The sequence below is a fragment of the Burkholderia sp. WSM2230 genome, assembly GCF_000472445.1.
GTDB lineage: Bacteria > Pseudomonadota > Gammaproteobacteria > Burkholderiales > Burkholderiaceae > Paraburkholderia.
This window is the reverse complement of sequence record NZ_AXAJ01000009.1, coordinates 207,239-221,188: the sequence shown is the minus strand read 5'-3', so window position 1 is coordinate 221,188 and position 13,950 is coordinate 207,239. Positions and strand designations below refer to the sequence as shown.

Here is a 13,950-nt window from a genome sequence, read left to right as displayed (position 1 = left end):
CTCAACCTGCCGGCAATCCACCAAGGCCCCCGGCGACGAGCGCTTTAACGTCGCCGGCAAGCCGGTGCAGCAAAGGAACCCCTATGAAAAAGATCGCCCTCAGTGGCGCCGGAGGCCAGCTTGGCTCGGTCGTGCGCGCCGCATTCATTGCGCGCGGCACGCCGCTGCGCTCGGCGGCCGGCTCGAAACCGCTCACGCCGCTCATCGACGGCGAAGATGTGATGCATGGCGACCTGCGCGATCCGGCGGTCGTCGATCGTCTGCTCGATGGCGTGGACGTACTGATCCACTTCGCCGGCACGAGCGTGGAGCGTCCGCTGCCCGAGATCATAGAAAACAATCTGCGCGGTCTTGTCGAGGTGTATGAGGGCGCGCGGCGGCATGGAGTGAAGCGCATCGTGTTCGCGAGTTCCAATCACGCGATCGGCATGTATCCGGTGACCGAGCGTCTCTCGCTCGACTGCGAACTGCGCCCGGACGGCTTCTATGGCCTCAGCAAGGTGTGGGGCGAAGCGCTCGCCCGGATGTACTGGGACAAGCATGGCATCGAGAGCGTATGCGTGCGCATCGGCAGTTGTCTCGAGCGCCCGACCGAACCGCGCCATCTGAGCACCTGGTTCGGACATGCCGATCTGATGCAGTTCCTCGACCGCTGCATTGAAGCAGAAGAAATCGGCTTCATCACCGTGTGGGGCGTGTCGGCCAATACGCGCAGCTGGTGGGACAACAGCGGCGCCGCGCGTCTCGGCTACACGCCCACGCAGAATGCCGAGGACTACGCCGAAGAAATTCTTGCCCGCCCCAATCCGCTCGATGCATTGGGCCAGCGCTTCCAGGGCGGCGGCTTTGTCGGCATCGACTATTCGCGTGAGGACGCGGGCGCCGGCACCGCTTAGGCGCCGCCGCGGGCCTGAAGAAAGTTCAAGCATTACCAGGAGACGCAGCAATGAAGATCAAGGGTATCCGCTGGTGGATGGTCAGTCTGGTCGCGGCCGGGCTCATCATCAATTATCTGGCGCGCAATACGCTGTCGGTGGCCGCACCGACGCTGATGAAAGACCTGCACATCACCACCGGGCAGTACGCTCACGTGGTGGTCGCGTGGCAGCTTTGCTATGCATTCATGCAGCCGGTTGCGGGCTTTCTGCTCGATACGGTCGGCACCAAGATCGGCTTTGCCGCATTCGCGCTGGCGTGGTCGCTCGCCTGCGCGGCGGCGGCCTGGTCGACAGGCTGGCGCAGTCTCGCGTTTTTCCGCGGCCTGCTCGGCATCGCGGAGGCGGCCGGCATTCCGGCCGGCGTGAAGGCGACGAGCGAATGGTTTCCGGCGAGGGAACGGTCGGTCGCGATCGGCTGGTTCAATATCGGTTCGTCGATCGGCGCCTTGCTTGCGCCGCCGCTCGTGGTGTGGGCGCTGTTGCATGGGCAGTGGCAACTGGCATTCGTGATTGTCGGCGTGGCGGGGATCGTATGGAGCGCCGTGTGGATGCTGCTGTACAAGCATCCGCGCAATCAGAAAATGCTGGGCGATGCCGAGCGCGACTACATCCTGAGCGGTCAGGAAGCGAAGCACAGCGACACCGGCGCGCCCAGGCGCGGCTGGTTCGCGATGCTGAAGAGCCGCGATTTCTGGGCAATCGGCATTCCGCGCATTCTGTCTGAGCCCGCATGGCAGACCTTCAACGCGTGGATTCCGCTCTACATGATGACCGAGCGCCACATGAACCTGAAGGAGATCGCGCTGTATGCGTGGATGCCGTTTCTCGCTGCGGATATTGGCTGCGTACTCGGCGGCTATCTGAGCCCGCTGTTTCACAAGTACGCGAAGGTGTCGCTCTTCACGTCGCGCAAGATGGTGTTCGTGGTCGGCGCGCTGTGCATGATCGGACCTGCGTGCGTGGGCCTTGTCGCGAGTCCTTATGTGGCGGTGGCGTTGCTGTGCGTGGGCGGCTTTGCGCACCAGACGCTGTCGGGCGCGTTGTACGCGATCACGTCCGACATGTTCGGCAAGAACGAAGTCGCGACCGCAACGGGCATGGGCGGCATGGCCGGCTACCTGGGCGCGGCGGCTTTCACGGCACTGTTCGGCGTGCTCGTCACGCAGGTCGGCTATAGCCCGCTCTTCGTGCTGCTTGCGGTGTTCGACATTATCGCCGCTGGCGTGGTCTGCCTGCTCGCGAAGAGTGCCGACAAGACGGCGGAGCCGCGCTGGTCGCAGGTCAATGGGACGGCCGCGGCTAAGTAACGGACTGCGGTGGTCAACGATGTTTTGCGCCGGTATGGTCCGGCGCGATGTTGGACGGGAACGGCGCCTGCGGGCGCCGTTCGTCTTTCATGCATGCCTTTGACATCGGCATGGCAAACCTCAGCGCCTACGCGGCCCAGTCGCCCGCGCTCGCACAGGCCACATACCGTCAAACGCTGTGGGATAATCCCCAGCTTTGCCCGCGGCGCGGCTCAAAAGGTTGTTCGCACGGGCGTTCGAGGGGCCGTCACTCCCTTGGCCCGCTTCTTTCAAGCGATATTCATTCAACAACCACGATGCCCGCATACCGTTCCAGAACCTCCACCGCCGGCCGCAACATGGCAGGGGCGCGCTCGCTGTGGCGCGCCACCGGCATGAAAGACGAAGACTTTTCGAAGCCGATCATCGCGGTGGTCAATTCGTTCACCCAGTTCGTGCCCGGCCACGTCCACCTGAAAGACCTCGGCCAGCTCGTCGCGCGCGAAATCGAGGCTGCCGGCGGCGTCGCCAAGGAATTCAACACCATTGCCGTCGACGACGGCATCGCCATGGGCCACGACGGCATGCTGTATTCGCTGCCGAGCCGCGACATCATTGCGGATTCGGTCGAGTACATGGTCAACGCGCACTGCGCCGACGCGATGGTGTGCATCTCGAACTGCGACAAGATCACCCCCGGCATGTTGATGGCCGCGATGCGCCTGAACATCCCCGTGATCTTCGTTTCCGGCGGCCCGATGGAAGCCGGCAAGACGCGCCTCGCAAACCCGAAAACCGGCACGATCGAGTTCAAGAAGCTCGACCTGGTGGACGCCATGGTGATCGCTGCCGACAAGGCCTATTCCGACGCCGACGTCGCCGAGGTGGAGCGCTCTGCCTGCCCGACCTGCGGCTCGTGCTCGGGCATGTTCACGGCCAATTCGATGAACTGCCTTACCGAGGCGCTGGGTCTTTCTTTGCCCGGTAACGGCACGGTGGTCGCCACGCACGCGGACCGCGAGCAACTCTTCAGGCGCGCCGGCCGCCGCATCGTCGAACTGGCGCGTGAATACTACGAGCAGGAAAAGGCGAGCGTGCTGCCGCGCGCAGTCGGGTTCAAGGCCTTCGAAAATGCGATGACGCTCGACATCGCAATGGGCGGTTCCACCAACACGATTCTGCATTTGCTGGCCATCGCGCGCGAAGCCGGGATCGACTTCACGATGACCGACATCGACCGTTTGTCGCGCGTCGTCCCGCAACTGTGTAAGGTCGCGCCCAACACCAACAAGTACCACATCGAAGACGTGCATCGCGCGGGCGGCATCATGGCGATTCTCGGCGAGCTGGACCGCGCGGGCAAGCTGCACACGGACGTGCCCACGGTCCACACGCCGACTTTGAAAGAAGCGCTCGATCAGTGGGACATCGTCCGTACCGGGGACGAAGCCGTCCGCACTTTCTACATGGCGGGTCCGGCGGGCATTCCGACGCAGGTGGCGTTCAGCCAGAACACGCGCTGGCCAGGTCTCGACCTCGACCGCGCGGAAGGCTGCATTCGCTCGTACGAGCACGCGTTTTCGAAGGAAGGCGGCCTGGCTGTGCTGACAGGCAATATCGCGCTCGACGGCTGCGTAGTGAAAACCGCCGGCGTCGACGAAAGCATTCTGGTGTTCGAAGGCACGGCGCACGTGACTGAATCGCAGGACGAAGCGGTCGAGAACATTCTCGCGGGCAAGGTCAAGGCGGGCGATGTCGTGATCGTGCGTTACGAAGGTCCGAAGGGCGGACCGGGCATGCAGGAAATGCTTTACCCGACGAGCTACATCAAGTCACAGGGGCTCGGCAAAGCATGCGCGCTGCTGACGGACGGCCGCTTCTCGGGCGGCACTTCGGGCCTGTCGATCGGCCACTGCTCGCCCGAAGCTGCGGCGGGCGGCGCGATCGGCCTCGTGCGCGACGGCGACAAGATCCGCATCGACATTCCGAACCGCACGATCAATGTGCTGCTGTCGGACGCCGAACTCGCAAGCCGCCGCGAAGAGCAGAACGCGAAGGGCTGGAAGCCGGCCAAGCCGCGGCCGCGCCAGGTTTCGGCGGCGCTCAAGGCCTATGCGAAGCTGGTGATGTCGGCCGACAAAGGCGCGGTGCGCGATCTATCGCTACTGGACGATTGAGCTTGATTTTGCCCGGCGCCTCGCGCCGTGGTCCGCAGAAAACCGCTCCGCTGGAGCGGTTTTTTTTGCCGTACGCGCGGCGCCTGAATTCGCCGCGGTTTGTACTTACCGCTGATCGACTATGTTCGTGTTGTAGGTGGTCGAGCCGATCACTACGTTCTTCAGCGTAATGCCGTTGACGTTGTACGCATAGATCGGCCCAGGCGTGGCAGAGCTGGCCGGTCCCGCGCAAACTGCCGTGCCCAGATTGCAGTTCGAAATGGTGACGCCGGTAATGGGCGGAATCGTCGGCGCCGGGGCGGGGCCGTTGTAATCGAACGCGACGGGGCCTTGCGCGACGATTGCCTGGAAGCACGAGCCGGTGACGCCGTTGACCGTGACGTTGCTCGCCTGCACGTTCGAAATGTTGACGTTCTGCACGACAGCGGGCCGCGTTCGGATCGCGTCGTTGGCCGGCTGGTAATCGCAATCGAACGTGATCAGGCCGCCCTGAGCCGCGGACGGATTGGCCGCCGCCGCCGTCACAACGCCAAGCGGCACCGTGCCGTTGATCGGGCTGCCGGCGAGCAGCGCACTGCCGTAGCCGCCGCCCTTCAGCGCGACGCCATTCGGCAATGTGACCTTGTCGACGTAGAAGTTCTTCACGAAGCCGCCGCGATTCATATTCGTTTTGATGCGGATCGCGATGTTCAGCGGATTGGTCGCCCAGTTCGGATTCAGCATCTGCAGGTTGCGCGCGTAGATGTTCTGCACGCCGCCGCCCATTTCGCTGCCGAGCGTAATGCCGCCGTGGCCGCTATTCATCGTGCAGTTCTGGATCACGTGATTTTGCGCGGGACCGTATTGCGTATCGAGGTCCTTGCCGGATTTGATCGCGATGCAGTCGTCGCCGGTATTGAAGGTCACGCCGTCGCACAGCACGTTGTCGCACGCGTCGGGATCGAAGCCGTCGTTATTCGGACCGATGCTGTTGGTGGTCACGCCGCGAATCACGACATTCTTGCAATCGGTCGGATGGTGCTGCCAGAAAGGCGTGTTATTCGTGCAGTAGTTTTCCATCAATACGTTCGTGCAGCCGATGAACTCGACCATGCAAGGGCGCAGGTAGTGACCCAGACCGAAGACGCGCTTCGCGACCGGAACGCCTGCCTCGGAAAGCGCGGGCAAGTAGTTCTGATCCTCTTGCCAGGGCGTCGTCGGACTCGTCAATTGCGTATACAGCGCGTCGGAAATGCCGGGCGCAGCCGTCCTGAGATCGATATTGTTCGGATTCTTGAATACTTGCGAGGGCGTGGACGAACTTACGCAACCGTATGCGCTGTTCGATCCCTTGAAGGTCCACCAGCACGTGGCGGTGTTGCCTGAACCGGAGAAGGGCGTCATGGCCTGGCCGTTCAACACGGAGCTCGCGTCTTCCCCTGTCAGGGCGATGTTGTTCTGATTGCGGGCGTAGACGGGCGAGCCGAAGTTCAGGCAATCGTTTGCCTGCCAGCGGCTATAAAACAGGTTGCCGTTCGCGCCGCAGTTGACGGGACCGTCCTTCGCGTAGTCGGCGGGATTCGGGCTGAAATAGATCGTGCAATTGGCGCTCAGGTGAAAGTTCACGTTGCTGAGCAACACGATCGGTCCGGCGCAATACCAGTTGCCCGCGGGCACCACGACGCGTCCGCCGCCGGCTGCGTTGCATGCCTGAATGGCGGCGAGAAACGCCGGCCGCGAGTCGAACGAAGACGCTGCGTTGGTCTGATTCGAGCCCGGGCTCGCGGGCGACGAAGCGCCGGTGTAGGGGTTCGTCGCCGCGATCACGGCGCACGGTTGCGCGCCGTATTGCGTCACGACGAAGTCGCGCGACGGGAACATGGACTGCTTGATGCCGGCGAGCGAAGCGATGATCTGCGTTGCGACGCCGTAGCTGCCCCAGACCGGATCTTCGGGTGTCAGGCCCGAACTGCCCGAGCCTCCACAAGCAGATAAGCCGCCGAGCAGCGTCGCACCGGCTGACGTCCCGGCCAACACCATGAAGGCCCGGCGCCCAGATGAATGAGGCTTGGTATGAACCGGCTTTGTCGATGCTGCCCGTTTGCTGCTGTTCTTATATTGAGTCGCCACGAATGTCTCCTTGCCCTTCAGGGCGTTGTAAATGGTCGTCGATGCTTGACGCCGCATGGTTCATTGCTACCGCTTCCGTTCAGTCAGTCATCCTTAATAAGTAAAAGTAGCTAGGAGAGCTTGTCGGCTTGCGTGGTTTAACGTGTTCCTTAACGTATGACGCGCCGCTTTACCCGTTCAGCCACGTCGAACAGGCAAAGCGGCGCGGCTTGAGCGCGCGCGGAGAATCAGGCGCTTTGCTGACCGATCTCGTGATTGGCGAGCACCTCGAGCGCGCGCACCATCGCAGAGTGGTCCCATGCCTTGCCGCCGTGCGCGACGCAGGCATTGAAAAGCGCCTGGCAGGTGGCCGTATTCGGCAGCGACACCCCCAACGCCTGCGCCGTGGAGAGCGCGAGGTTCAAATCCTTCTGATGCAGCTCGATGCGAAAGCCCGGGTCGAACGTGCGCTTGGTCATCCGCTCGCCATGCACTTCGAGAATGCGCGAGGATGCAAAGCCGCCCATCAACGCTTCGCGCACGCGCGCCGGGTCCACGCCGGCTTTGGACGCGAGCAGCAGCGCCTCGCCGACCGCCTCGATGGTGGCCGCCACGATCACCTGATTGGCGACCTTGCACACCTGTCCCGCACCCACCGCGCCGATCAGCGTGACGTTCTTGCCCATCATGTCGAATAGCGGCTTCACGCTGTCGAAGGTAGCCTGCTCGCCGCCCACCATGATCGTCAGCGAACCCGCCTTCGCGCCGACTTCGCCGCCCGACACCGGCGCGTCCAGATAATCGGCGCTCGTCTCGCGCACGCGTGCAGCGAACTCGCGCGTGGCCATCGGCGAAATCGAGCTCATGTCCACCACGGTTTGCCCCGCGCGTAGCGCGCTGGCGAGGCCGTTCTCGCCGAACAGCACGCGCTCGACGTCCGGCGTGTCCGGCACCATGATGAAGATGACGTCGGCCTGCGCGGCGACCGCTGCCGGGCTGTCGCAGGCCTGGGCGCCAGCCTTGGTGAGATCGTCAGGCACGCCGCTGCGCGTGAACGCGGCGAGCGTGACCCCGTTCTTCAGAAGGTTCGCGGCCATGGGTTTGCCCATGATGCCGAGTCCGATAAAGCCTGCTTTTTGCATGGAATGCTCCGGAGAGGTCATGGCGGCCTCGCTCGAGCCCGCGCGATGCGCGGGTCAGCTCGGATCCGCCGGTTTCTTTATGAAGTGTCTGTGAACGTCCTGCGCGGCGTTCCTCAAGAGCCCGAGGTCGGCGCACACGGCGATGACACGGCAGCCCATCGCGAGATAACGTTCGGCGTCGGCTTGCACCGGTGCAAGAATGCCGCTCGGCTTGCCGGCGGCCTGCGCGCGCTCGAATACGTGCGCAATGGCTTGCTGCACGTCGGGATGTGCGGCGTTACCGAGATGCCCGTAGGACGCCGCGAGGTCGGACGGACCGACGAACACGCCGTCGACGCCGTCGACGGCAAGAATGGCGTCGATGGAGTCCACTGCTCGCCGGCTTTCTATCTGCACGATGACGCAGATATTGTCGTTGGCAATGTCAAAATAGTCGGGTACCGTCGCGTAGCGGTTGCCGCGGTGGCCCACCGAGACGCCGCGAACACCTTGCGGCGGATAGCGCGTCGCGGCGACCGCGCGCGCCGCGTCGTCGGCGTTATCGACGAAGGGCACGAGGAAATTCGAAAAGCCGCTGTCCAGCAGCCGTTTGATCACCACACTGTCATTGGCCGGCGGGCGCACCACCGGCGCGCTGCGGCTGTCCTTCAGCGCCATCAATTGCGGGATCAGCGTGAGCACGTCGTTCGGCGCATGTTCGGCGTCGAGCAGCATCCAGTCGAATCCGATCACGCCGAGTAGTTCGGTGACAATCGGGCTCGCCAGCGACGCCCAGCAGCCGATCAGCGTTTTGCCGCCGCGCACCGCGTGGCGGAAGCTGTTGGGAAGAGACTGGTAAGGCGGGCAGGGCGCGGCTGGCATGAACGTATTCCTCGAACGGCTATGGATCGTGTCAAGTTCCGACGATGAGTGAACCGCCTGTTATAGGTCGTCGTATATCTCAATGCAGATTAGCACCCGATCCGCGAGTTGTAACGGTCAGGTTAACCCGAACGTCTATGTGGGCAAGGCGGTTTAGGTTGCGCCCGGCCGCCCGTATGTTGTAGGATGACCTATATCTAGCGGTTTCAATACAAGGAAAGAGACATGTCCCATCCGAGCGAAGTCACCGGCCAGATCACCGGCGAAATGCTGATCGGCCGCAAGGCCGTGCGCGGCGCCGACGAGGCGCTGCACGCGTTTAATCCCACCACGGGCACAGATATCGCCGAGCCGGTGTTCGGCAGCGGCACGGCGAGCGACGTCGACCTGGCCTGCCAACTGGCGCAAAAGGCGTTCGATCCGTACCGGCATCTGCCGCTCGCGCTGCGCGCCGAATTCCTCGAGCGTATCGCCGACGGCATCACGGCGTTGGGCGACGCGCTGATCGAGCGCGCGCAGCAGGAGTCCGGCTTGCCGAGGGCGCGCCTGGAAGGCGAGCGCGGCCGCACGACCGGCCAGCTCAAGCTGTTCGCACAAGTGGTGCGTTCGGGCCAGTGGCTCGCCGCGACGCTGGATTCGCCGCTGCCTGATCGCAAGCCGCTGCCGCGTTCCGACCTGCGCATGCAGAAAATTCCGCTGGGCCCGGTCGCGGTGTTCGGCGCGAGCAATTTCCCGCTGGCGTTCTCGGTGGCGGGCGGCGACACGGCTGCGGCGCTCGCGGCCGGTTGCCCGGTCGTGGTGAAGGCGCACCGCGCGCACCTCGGCACCTCGGAGATGGTCGGCCGCGTGATTCAACGCGTCGCCGAAGACATGGATTTGCCGGAAGGCGTGTTCTCGCTGGTCGTCGGCGCGGGCAATTCGGTCGGCGAGGCGCTCGTCGCGCATCCGGCGATCAAGGCGGTCGGCTTCACCGGCTCGCGCGCGGGCGGTTTGTCGCTGATGCGCGTGGCGGCGGCGCGCCCCGAGCCTATTCCGGTCTACGCGGAAATGAGCAGCATCAACCCGGTGTTCCTGCTGTCGAACGCGCTCGCGCAGCGCACGGAAAGCATCGCGCGCGGTTTCGTGGATTCGCTGGTGCTCGGCGCCGGCCAGTTCTGTACGAACCCGGGCCTCGCGATTGCCGTCGACAGCGATGCGCTGAAAAGCTTTGTCGCGGCAGCGTCCGAAGCGCTGGCGGCGAAGCCCGCGCAGACCATGCTGACCTCGGGCATCCACTCGGCCTATACGGAAGGCGAGGGCAAGCTCGCCGCGACTGGGGGCGTCGAAACGGTGGCGCGCGGCGTCGACGTGACGGGCCCGAACCAGGCGCGCGCGGCCCTGTTCGTCACCGACGCGCAGACCTTCCTCGCCACGCCGGCGCTGGAGGACGAGGTGTTCGGACCCGCATCGACAATCGTGCGTTGCAAGGACGAAGCCGAGCTGCTCCAGGTCGCCGAGCACTTCGCCGGCCAGTTGACCGCGACGATCCAGATGGATGCCGCAGACGTGCCCGCGGCCCAGAAGCTCGTGCCGATTCTCGAGCGCAAAGCCGGGCGGCTGCTGGTTAACGGCTTTCCGACCGGCGTGGAAGTCTGTCACGCCATGGTTCACGGCGGCCCGTTTCCCGCGACGTCCGACAGCCGCGCGACCTCGGTCGGCACGACGGCGATGGAGCGCTTCCTGCGCCCGGTGTGCTATCAGGATTTCCCGGCAGAGCTGCTGCCGCAGGCGCTCGCCGACGCCAATCCGCTCAATCTGTGGCGTCGTCGCGATGGTGAGATCACGCGCAGCTAAGCGCTGTTGAGCGGGTGCATCGAATGAAAAATGGCCGGGGAGGTTGAACTCCCCGGCCATTTTCTTTTGCCGGTCGGCGTGGGCATCATCGGCATCCGTGTCGGCGCCGGCGCGCGTTGGGCCGTAAAAACCGCTCGTTGCTCAGCTATTCGCCTCGGAGGTTTCGTTCGCGCGGCGCAGCCGTTCGCGGCTGTTCGACAGATGCATGCGCATGGCTGCGCGCGCGCCCTCGGCGTCGTGCCGGCTGATTGCTTCGAGAATGCTCTCGTGCTCGAGGTTGACGAGCGACAGATACGCGTCCGGCTCGGCGCGCGCAATGCCGGCTGAATCGAGGCGGTTGCGCGGAATCAGCGCGCTGCCCATTTGTGTGAGGATGTCGACGAAATAGCGGTTGCCCGTGGCGCGCGCCACCGAAATATGGAACTGGAGATCGGCATCGACACTGTCGAGCCCGTTGTGGCGCGTCGCTTCGATTGCGTCGAGCGCGGCGCGCATGCGCGCGAGGTCTTCGGGCTTGGCGCGCTGGGCCGCGAGGCCCGCGCATTCGGTTTCGAGGCTGATGCGCAGTTCGAGAATGGATAGCACGTCGCGCAGCGTGGTGGCGGGCACCATGTCGATGCCGAGCTTTTCGCGCTGCGGCTCGAGCACGAAACTGCCGATGCCGTGCCGCGTCTCGATTATCTTGCCCGCCTGCAGGCGCGAAATGGCCTCGCGAATGACGGTGCGGCTCACGCTCAGCGTGACCATGAGTTGTGATTCGGTGGGCAGCTTGTCACCCGGCTTCAGCGCGTTGGACGCGATCTGCTCGGTGACGTAGTTCACGACGAGCTCGGCAAGATTACGAGCGCGTCGTGGCGGTGCCGCGGATGCCAGTGGTGTAGCCATCGAAAACGCCCCTTGAATCAGATAGTTGCAGATACTTCCTGCGGTCCATTATACCGTCGTCTGACGACTGATTATAGGAAGGCCGGATCATTTTCAGCGCCGGGCGGGCAGGACTGTGCCGTCGGCGAGCCCGGCTCCGCGACGACAGCGCCGGCCGCCCGGCGTGCGAACCCGCGGTGCGCCAGGGAAAGCACGGCACGAGAGGGCGCGACAGCACGCGCCGCAGCGCCGCGCGCGCCGGTAGTCACCGCGGGCGCAGCTCCACCCGCTTGATGTCCTTCACGATCACGAGATAGCTGAACACCGTCAGCAGCGCATTCGCGCCGACGAACACCAGCGCGCCGTTGAACGAGCCGCTCTGCGCGACCAGATAGCCGATCACAATCGGCGTGACAATGCCGGCCACGTTGCCAAACATATTGAAGATGCCGCCCGACAAACCGAGCGCTTCCTTCGGCGACGTATCTGCGACTACCGCCCAGCCGAGCGCGCCGATGCCCTTGCCGAAGAACGCGAGCGACATGAGTGCGACGACGATCCAGTCGGTGGAAACATAATTGCAGCCGATGATCGACACCGACAGCAGCATGCCGCCGACAATTGGCACCTTGCGCGCGACGGTCAGCGAATGGCCGCGCCGGATCAGCGAGTCCGACAGAATGCCGCCGAGCACGCCGCCCGAGAATCCGCAGATCGCGGGCAGGGAAGCGACGAGGCCCGCCTGCAGAATCGTCATGTGACGTGCCTGCACGAGGTAGATTGGAAACCAGGTCAGGAAAAAGTACGTCAGCACGTTGATGCAGTACTGCGCGAGATAGACGCCGACCAGCATCCGGTTGCCCAGCAACTGACGCACGAGCGACCAGCCGCCGGCCTTCTCGATGTCGGCGGGGCTCGCTTTCTGGTGGCCGTTCACTACGCCGCCGCCCTGTTCGATGTACTCCAGTTCGGCAGCCGACACGCCCGGATGGTCGGCGGGATGCTTCATCACCCTGAGCCAGGTGAGAGCGAGCAGCAAGCCGGCCACGCCCATCACCACGTACACCATGTGCCAGCCGAACGCGTGCGTGAGCCAGGCCATCAGCGGCGTGAAGACGACCGCCGCGAAGTATTGCGCCGAGTTGAAGATCGCGGATGCGGTGCCGCGTTCCTTGGTGGGGAACCAGCTCGCCACGACTTTGGCGTTCGCCGGAAAGGCTGGCGATTCCGCCGCGCCCATCGCGAAACGCAGCACGAAGAGACCGGTCACGGCCGCAGCGGCGCTGCCGAGCAAACCAATCGAGCTTTGCAGCAGCGTGAAAAGCGACCAGAAGAAAATGCTTGCGGCGTACACGCGCCGCGCGCCGAAGCGGTCCAGCAACCAGCCGGCCGGCAACTGCGAGAGCACGTAAGCCCAGCTGAACGCGGAGAAGATGTAGCCCATGCGGATCGCGTCGAAGCCGAATTCGGCACGCATCGCCGAGCCGGTGACCGACAGCGTCGCGCGGTCTGCGTAGTTGAAGGTGGTGATCACGAAGATCAGTAGCAGGATCGCGTAGCGGACCTTGGTGCGCTTTGCGACGTTCGCGGAACTCGCCGTGCGGCTCATTTCCATGGTCATCTCCTTAATTCTTATGCAAGGGAGCGGGCGGGCTCCCGGCCTTTGCGTCGCGGCTTTTAATGTCATGTGCAAAAAACGCCCGGCGACGCTGTGGTCCCCGGGCGCTGCTTGCGCTGCCGTCTATACGGTTCTCGTATGCAGCGGTTGTTCGCGTGGCCGGCCAGGCGTCGAAGCGCCGGCCGCGCCGCGCTGCATTACTGCGGGCCGAGCGTCTTGATGAGCGCGTCCAACTGCGCCATTTCTTCTTCGGTCAGATCGGTCAGCGGAGCGCGCACCGGGCCGGCGCTGTGGCCGACCAGCTTCGCACCCGCCTTGACGATGCTGACCGCGTAGCCGGCGCGGCGGTTGCGGATTTTCAGGTACGGCAGAAAGAACTCGTCGATGAGTTTGCCGACGCTCGCGTGGTCGTCCGCTGCGATCGCGCGGTAGAAGTCCATTGCGGTCTTCGGAATGAAGTTGAATACCGCCGACGAGTACACCGGCACGCCCAGCGCCTTGTAGGCTGCGGCATAGACTTCGGCGGTCGGCAAGCCGCCGAGGTAAGAGAAGCGGTCGCCGAGACGCCGGCGGATCGTCACCATGTTTTCGATTTCGCCCACGCCGTCCTTGAAGCCGATGAGGTTCGGGCAACGCTCGGCGAGACCTTCCAGCATGTCGGCGTTAAGCTTGGAATTCGCGCGGTTATAGATGATCACGCCCATGTTCGGCACTGCCTTGCAGACCTCTTCGGCGTGCGCGGCGATGCCTTCCTGGCAGGCTTCGGTCAGATAGTGCGGCATCAGCAGGATGCCGTTCGCGCCGTGGCGTTCGGCTTCTTTCGCGTACTCGATGGCCACGCGCGTCGGGCCGCCCGCGCCGGCCAGGATGGGCACCTTGCCCTTGCAGACTTCGGTTGCGGTGCGCACCACGTTTGAATAGTCGTTATGCGTCAGCGAGAAGAACTCACCCGTGCCGCCGGCGACAAACAGTGCCGAAGCGCCGTACGGCGCGAGCCATTCGAGGCGCTCGGCGTAAGTGTCGGCGCGGAAGTCGCCTTGTTCGTCGAAGTCGGTAACGGGAAAGGAGAGAAGGCCTTCCGAAACGATCTGCTTGAGTTCCTGCGGTGTGGTCATGATGTGTATCCGGGCTTCGATTTGGGTT

At 64.1% G+C, this 13,950-nt stretch carries 10 protein-coding genes; 4 read left to right on the top strand and 6 right to left on the bottom strand.

Annotated elements, in window-relative coordinates; all coding sequences use genetic code 11:
* The first annotated feature begins 83 nt into the window (after positions 1 to 83).
* The 3 genes from A3AC_RS0119075 (at position 84) to ilvD (ending at position 4,401) form a co-directional block, all read left to right on the top strand.
* Complete coding sequence (locus A3AC_RS0119075; protein WP_025600846.1) at positions 84 to 896, top strand: NAD-dependent epimerase/dehydratase family protein; 813 nt, start codon at positions 84 to 86, stop codon at positions 894 to 896.
* 50 nt (positions 897 to 946) lie between these two features.
* A complete protein-coding gene (locus A3AC_RS0119070) occupies positions 947 to 2,245 on the top strand; it encodes an MFS transporter (protein WP_025600845.1) in 1,299 nt (432 codons plus the stop codon).
* 296 nt (positions 2,246 to 2,541) lie between these two features.
* Positions 2,542 to 4,401 (top strand): dihydroxy-acid dehydratase, encoded by a 1,860-nt coding sequence (ilvD, locus tag A3AC_RS0119060; RefSeq protein WP_025600844.1) that lies wholly within the window; start codon positions 2,542 to 2,544, stop codon positions 4,399 to 4,401.
* 105 nt (positions 4,402 to 4,506) lie between these two features.
* On the opposite strand, the gene A3AC_RS0119055 is transcribed toward ilvD, so the two are convergent.
* The 3 genes from A3AC_RS0119055 to garL form a co-directional block, all read right to left on the bottom strand.
* Positions 4,507 to 6,510, bottom strand: coding sequence for a glycoside hydrolase family 28 protein (locus tag A3AC_RS0119055; protein WP_025600843.1), 2,004 nt, complete (start codon positions 6,508 to 6,510; stop codon positions 4,507 to 4,509).
* A gap of 227 nt (positions 6,511 to 6,737) precedes the next feature.
* The gene (locus tag A3AC_RS0119050; RefSeq protein ID WP_084515507.1) at positions 6,738 to 7,652 is read right to left on the bottom strand and encodes a 2-hydroxy-3-oxopropionate reductase; all 915 of its coding nucleotides are present in this window, start codon (positions 7,650 to 7,652) and stop codon (positions 6,738 to 6,740) included.
* A gap of 33 nt (positions 7,653 to 7,685) precedes the next feature.
* Positions 7,686 to 8,492 (bottom strand): 2-dehydro-3-deoxyglucarate aldolase, encoded by an 807-nt coding sequence (garL, locus tag A3AC_RS0119045; RefSeq protein WP_025600841.1) that lies wholly within the window; start codon positions 8,490 to 8,492, stop codon positions 7,686 to 7,688.
* 225 nt (positions 8,493 to 8,717) lie between these two features.
* On the opposite strand from garL, the gene A3AC_RS0119040 reads away from it, so the two are divergent.
* Positions 8,718 to 10,325, top strand: a complete 1,608-nt coding sequence (locus A3AC_RS0119040; RefSeq protein ID WP_025600840.1) for an aldehyde dehydrogenase (NADP(+)) — start codon at positions 8,718 to 8,720, stop codon at positions 10,323 to 10,325.
* A gap of 141 nt (positions 10,326 to 10,466) precedes the next feature.
* Here the strand turns inward: A3AC_RS0119040 and A3AC_RS0119035 are convergent, their stop codons facing one another.
* The 3 genes from A3AC_RS0119035 to kdgD form a co-directional block, all read right to left on the bottom strand.
* Positions 10,467 to 11,210 carry a FadR/GntR family transcriptional regulator gene (locus tag A3AC_RS0119035; RefSeq protein WP_025600839.1) on the bottom strand — a complete coding sequence of 248 codons (744 nt, stop codon included), beginning with the start codon at positions 11,208 to 11,210 and terminating at the stop codon, positions 10,467 to 10,469.
* Positions 11,211 to 11,454: 244 nt separating this feature from the next.
* Positions 11,455 to 12,804 (bottom strand): MFS transporter, encoded by a 1,350-nt coding sequence (locus A3AC_RS0119030; RefSeq protein ID WP_025600838.1) that lies wholly within the window; start codon positions 12,802 to 12,804, stop codon positions 11,455 to 11,457.
* Positions 12,805 to 13,004: 200 nt separating this feature from the next.
* Positions 13,005 to 13,922, bottom strand: coding sequence for a 5-dehydro-4-deoxyglucarate dehydratase (kdgD, locus tag A3AC_RS0119025; RefSeq protein ID WP_025600837.1), 918 nt, complete (start codon positions 13,920 to 13,922; stop codon positions 13,005 to 13,007).
* Positions 13,923 to 13,950 lie beyond the last annotated feature (28 nt).

Bases quoted from the DNA above. Each gene is read 5' to 3' on its own strand.
- A3AC_RS0119075 (WP_025600846.1), top strand. From the start codon at position 84: ATGAAAAAGATCGCCCTCAGTGGCGCCGGAGGCCAGCTTGGCTCGGTC.
- A3AC_RS0119070 (WP_025600845.1), top strand. From the start codon at position 947: ATGAAGATCAAGGGTATCCGCTGGTGGATGGTCAGTCTGGTCGCGGCC.
- ilvD (WP_025600844.1), top strand. From the start codon at position 2,542: ATGCCCGCATACCGTTCCAGAACCTCCACCGCCGGCCGCAACATGGCA.
- A3AC_RS0119050 (WP_084515507.1), bottom strand. From the start codon at position 7,652: ATGACCTCTCCGGAGCATTCCATGCAAAAAGCAGGCTTTATCGGACTC.
- garL (WP_025600841.1), bottom strand. From the start codon at position 8,492: ATGCCAGCCGCGCCCTGCCCGCCTTACCAGTCTCTTCCCAACAGCTTC.
- A3AC_RS0119040 (WP_025600840.1), top strand. From the start codon at position 8,718: ATGTCCCATCCGAGCGAAGTCACCGGCCAGATCACCGGCGAAATGCTG.
- A3AC_RS0119035 (WP_025600839.1), bottom strand. From the start codon at position 11,210: ATGGCTACACCACTGGCATCCGCGGCACCGCCACGACGCGCTCGTAAT.
- A3AC_RS0119030 (WP_025600838.1), bottom strand. From the start codon at position 12,804: ATGGAAATGAGCCGCACGGCGAGTTCCGCGAACGTCGCAAAGCGCACC.
- kdgD (WP_025600837.1), bottom strand. From the start codon at position 13,922: ATGACCACACCGCAGGAACTCAAGCAGATCGTTTCGGAAGGCCTTCTC.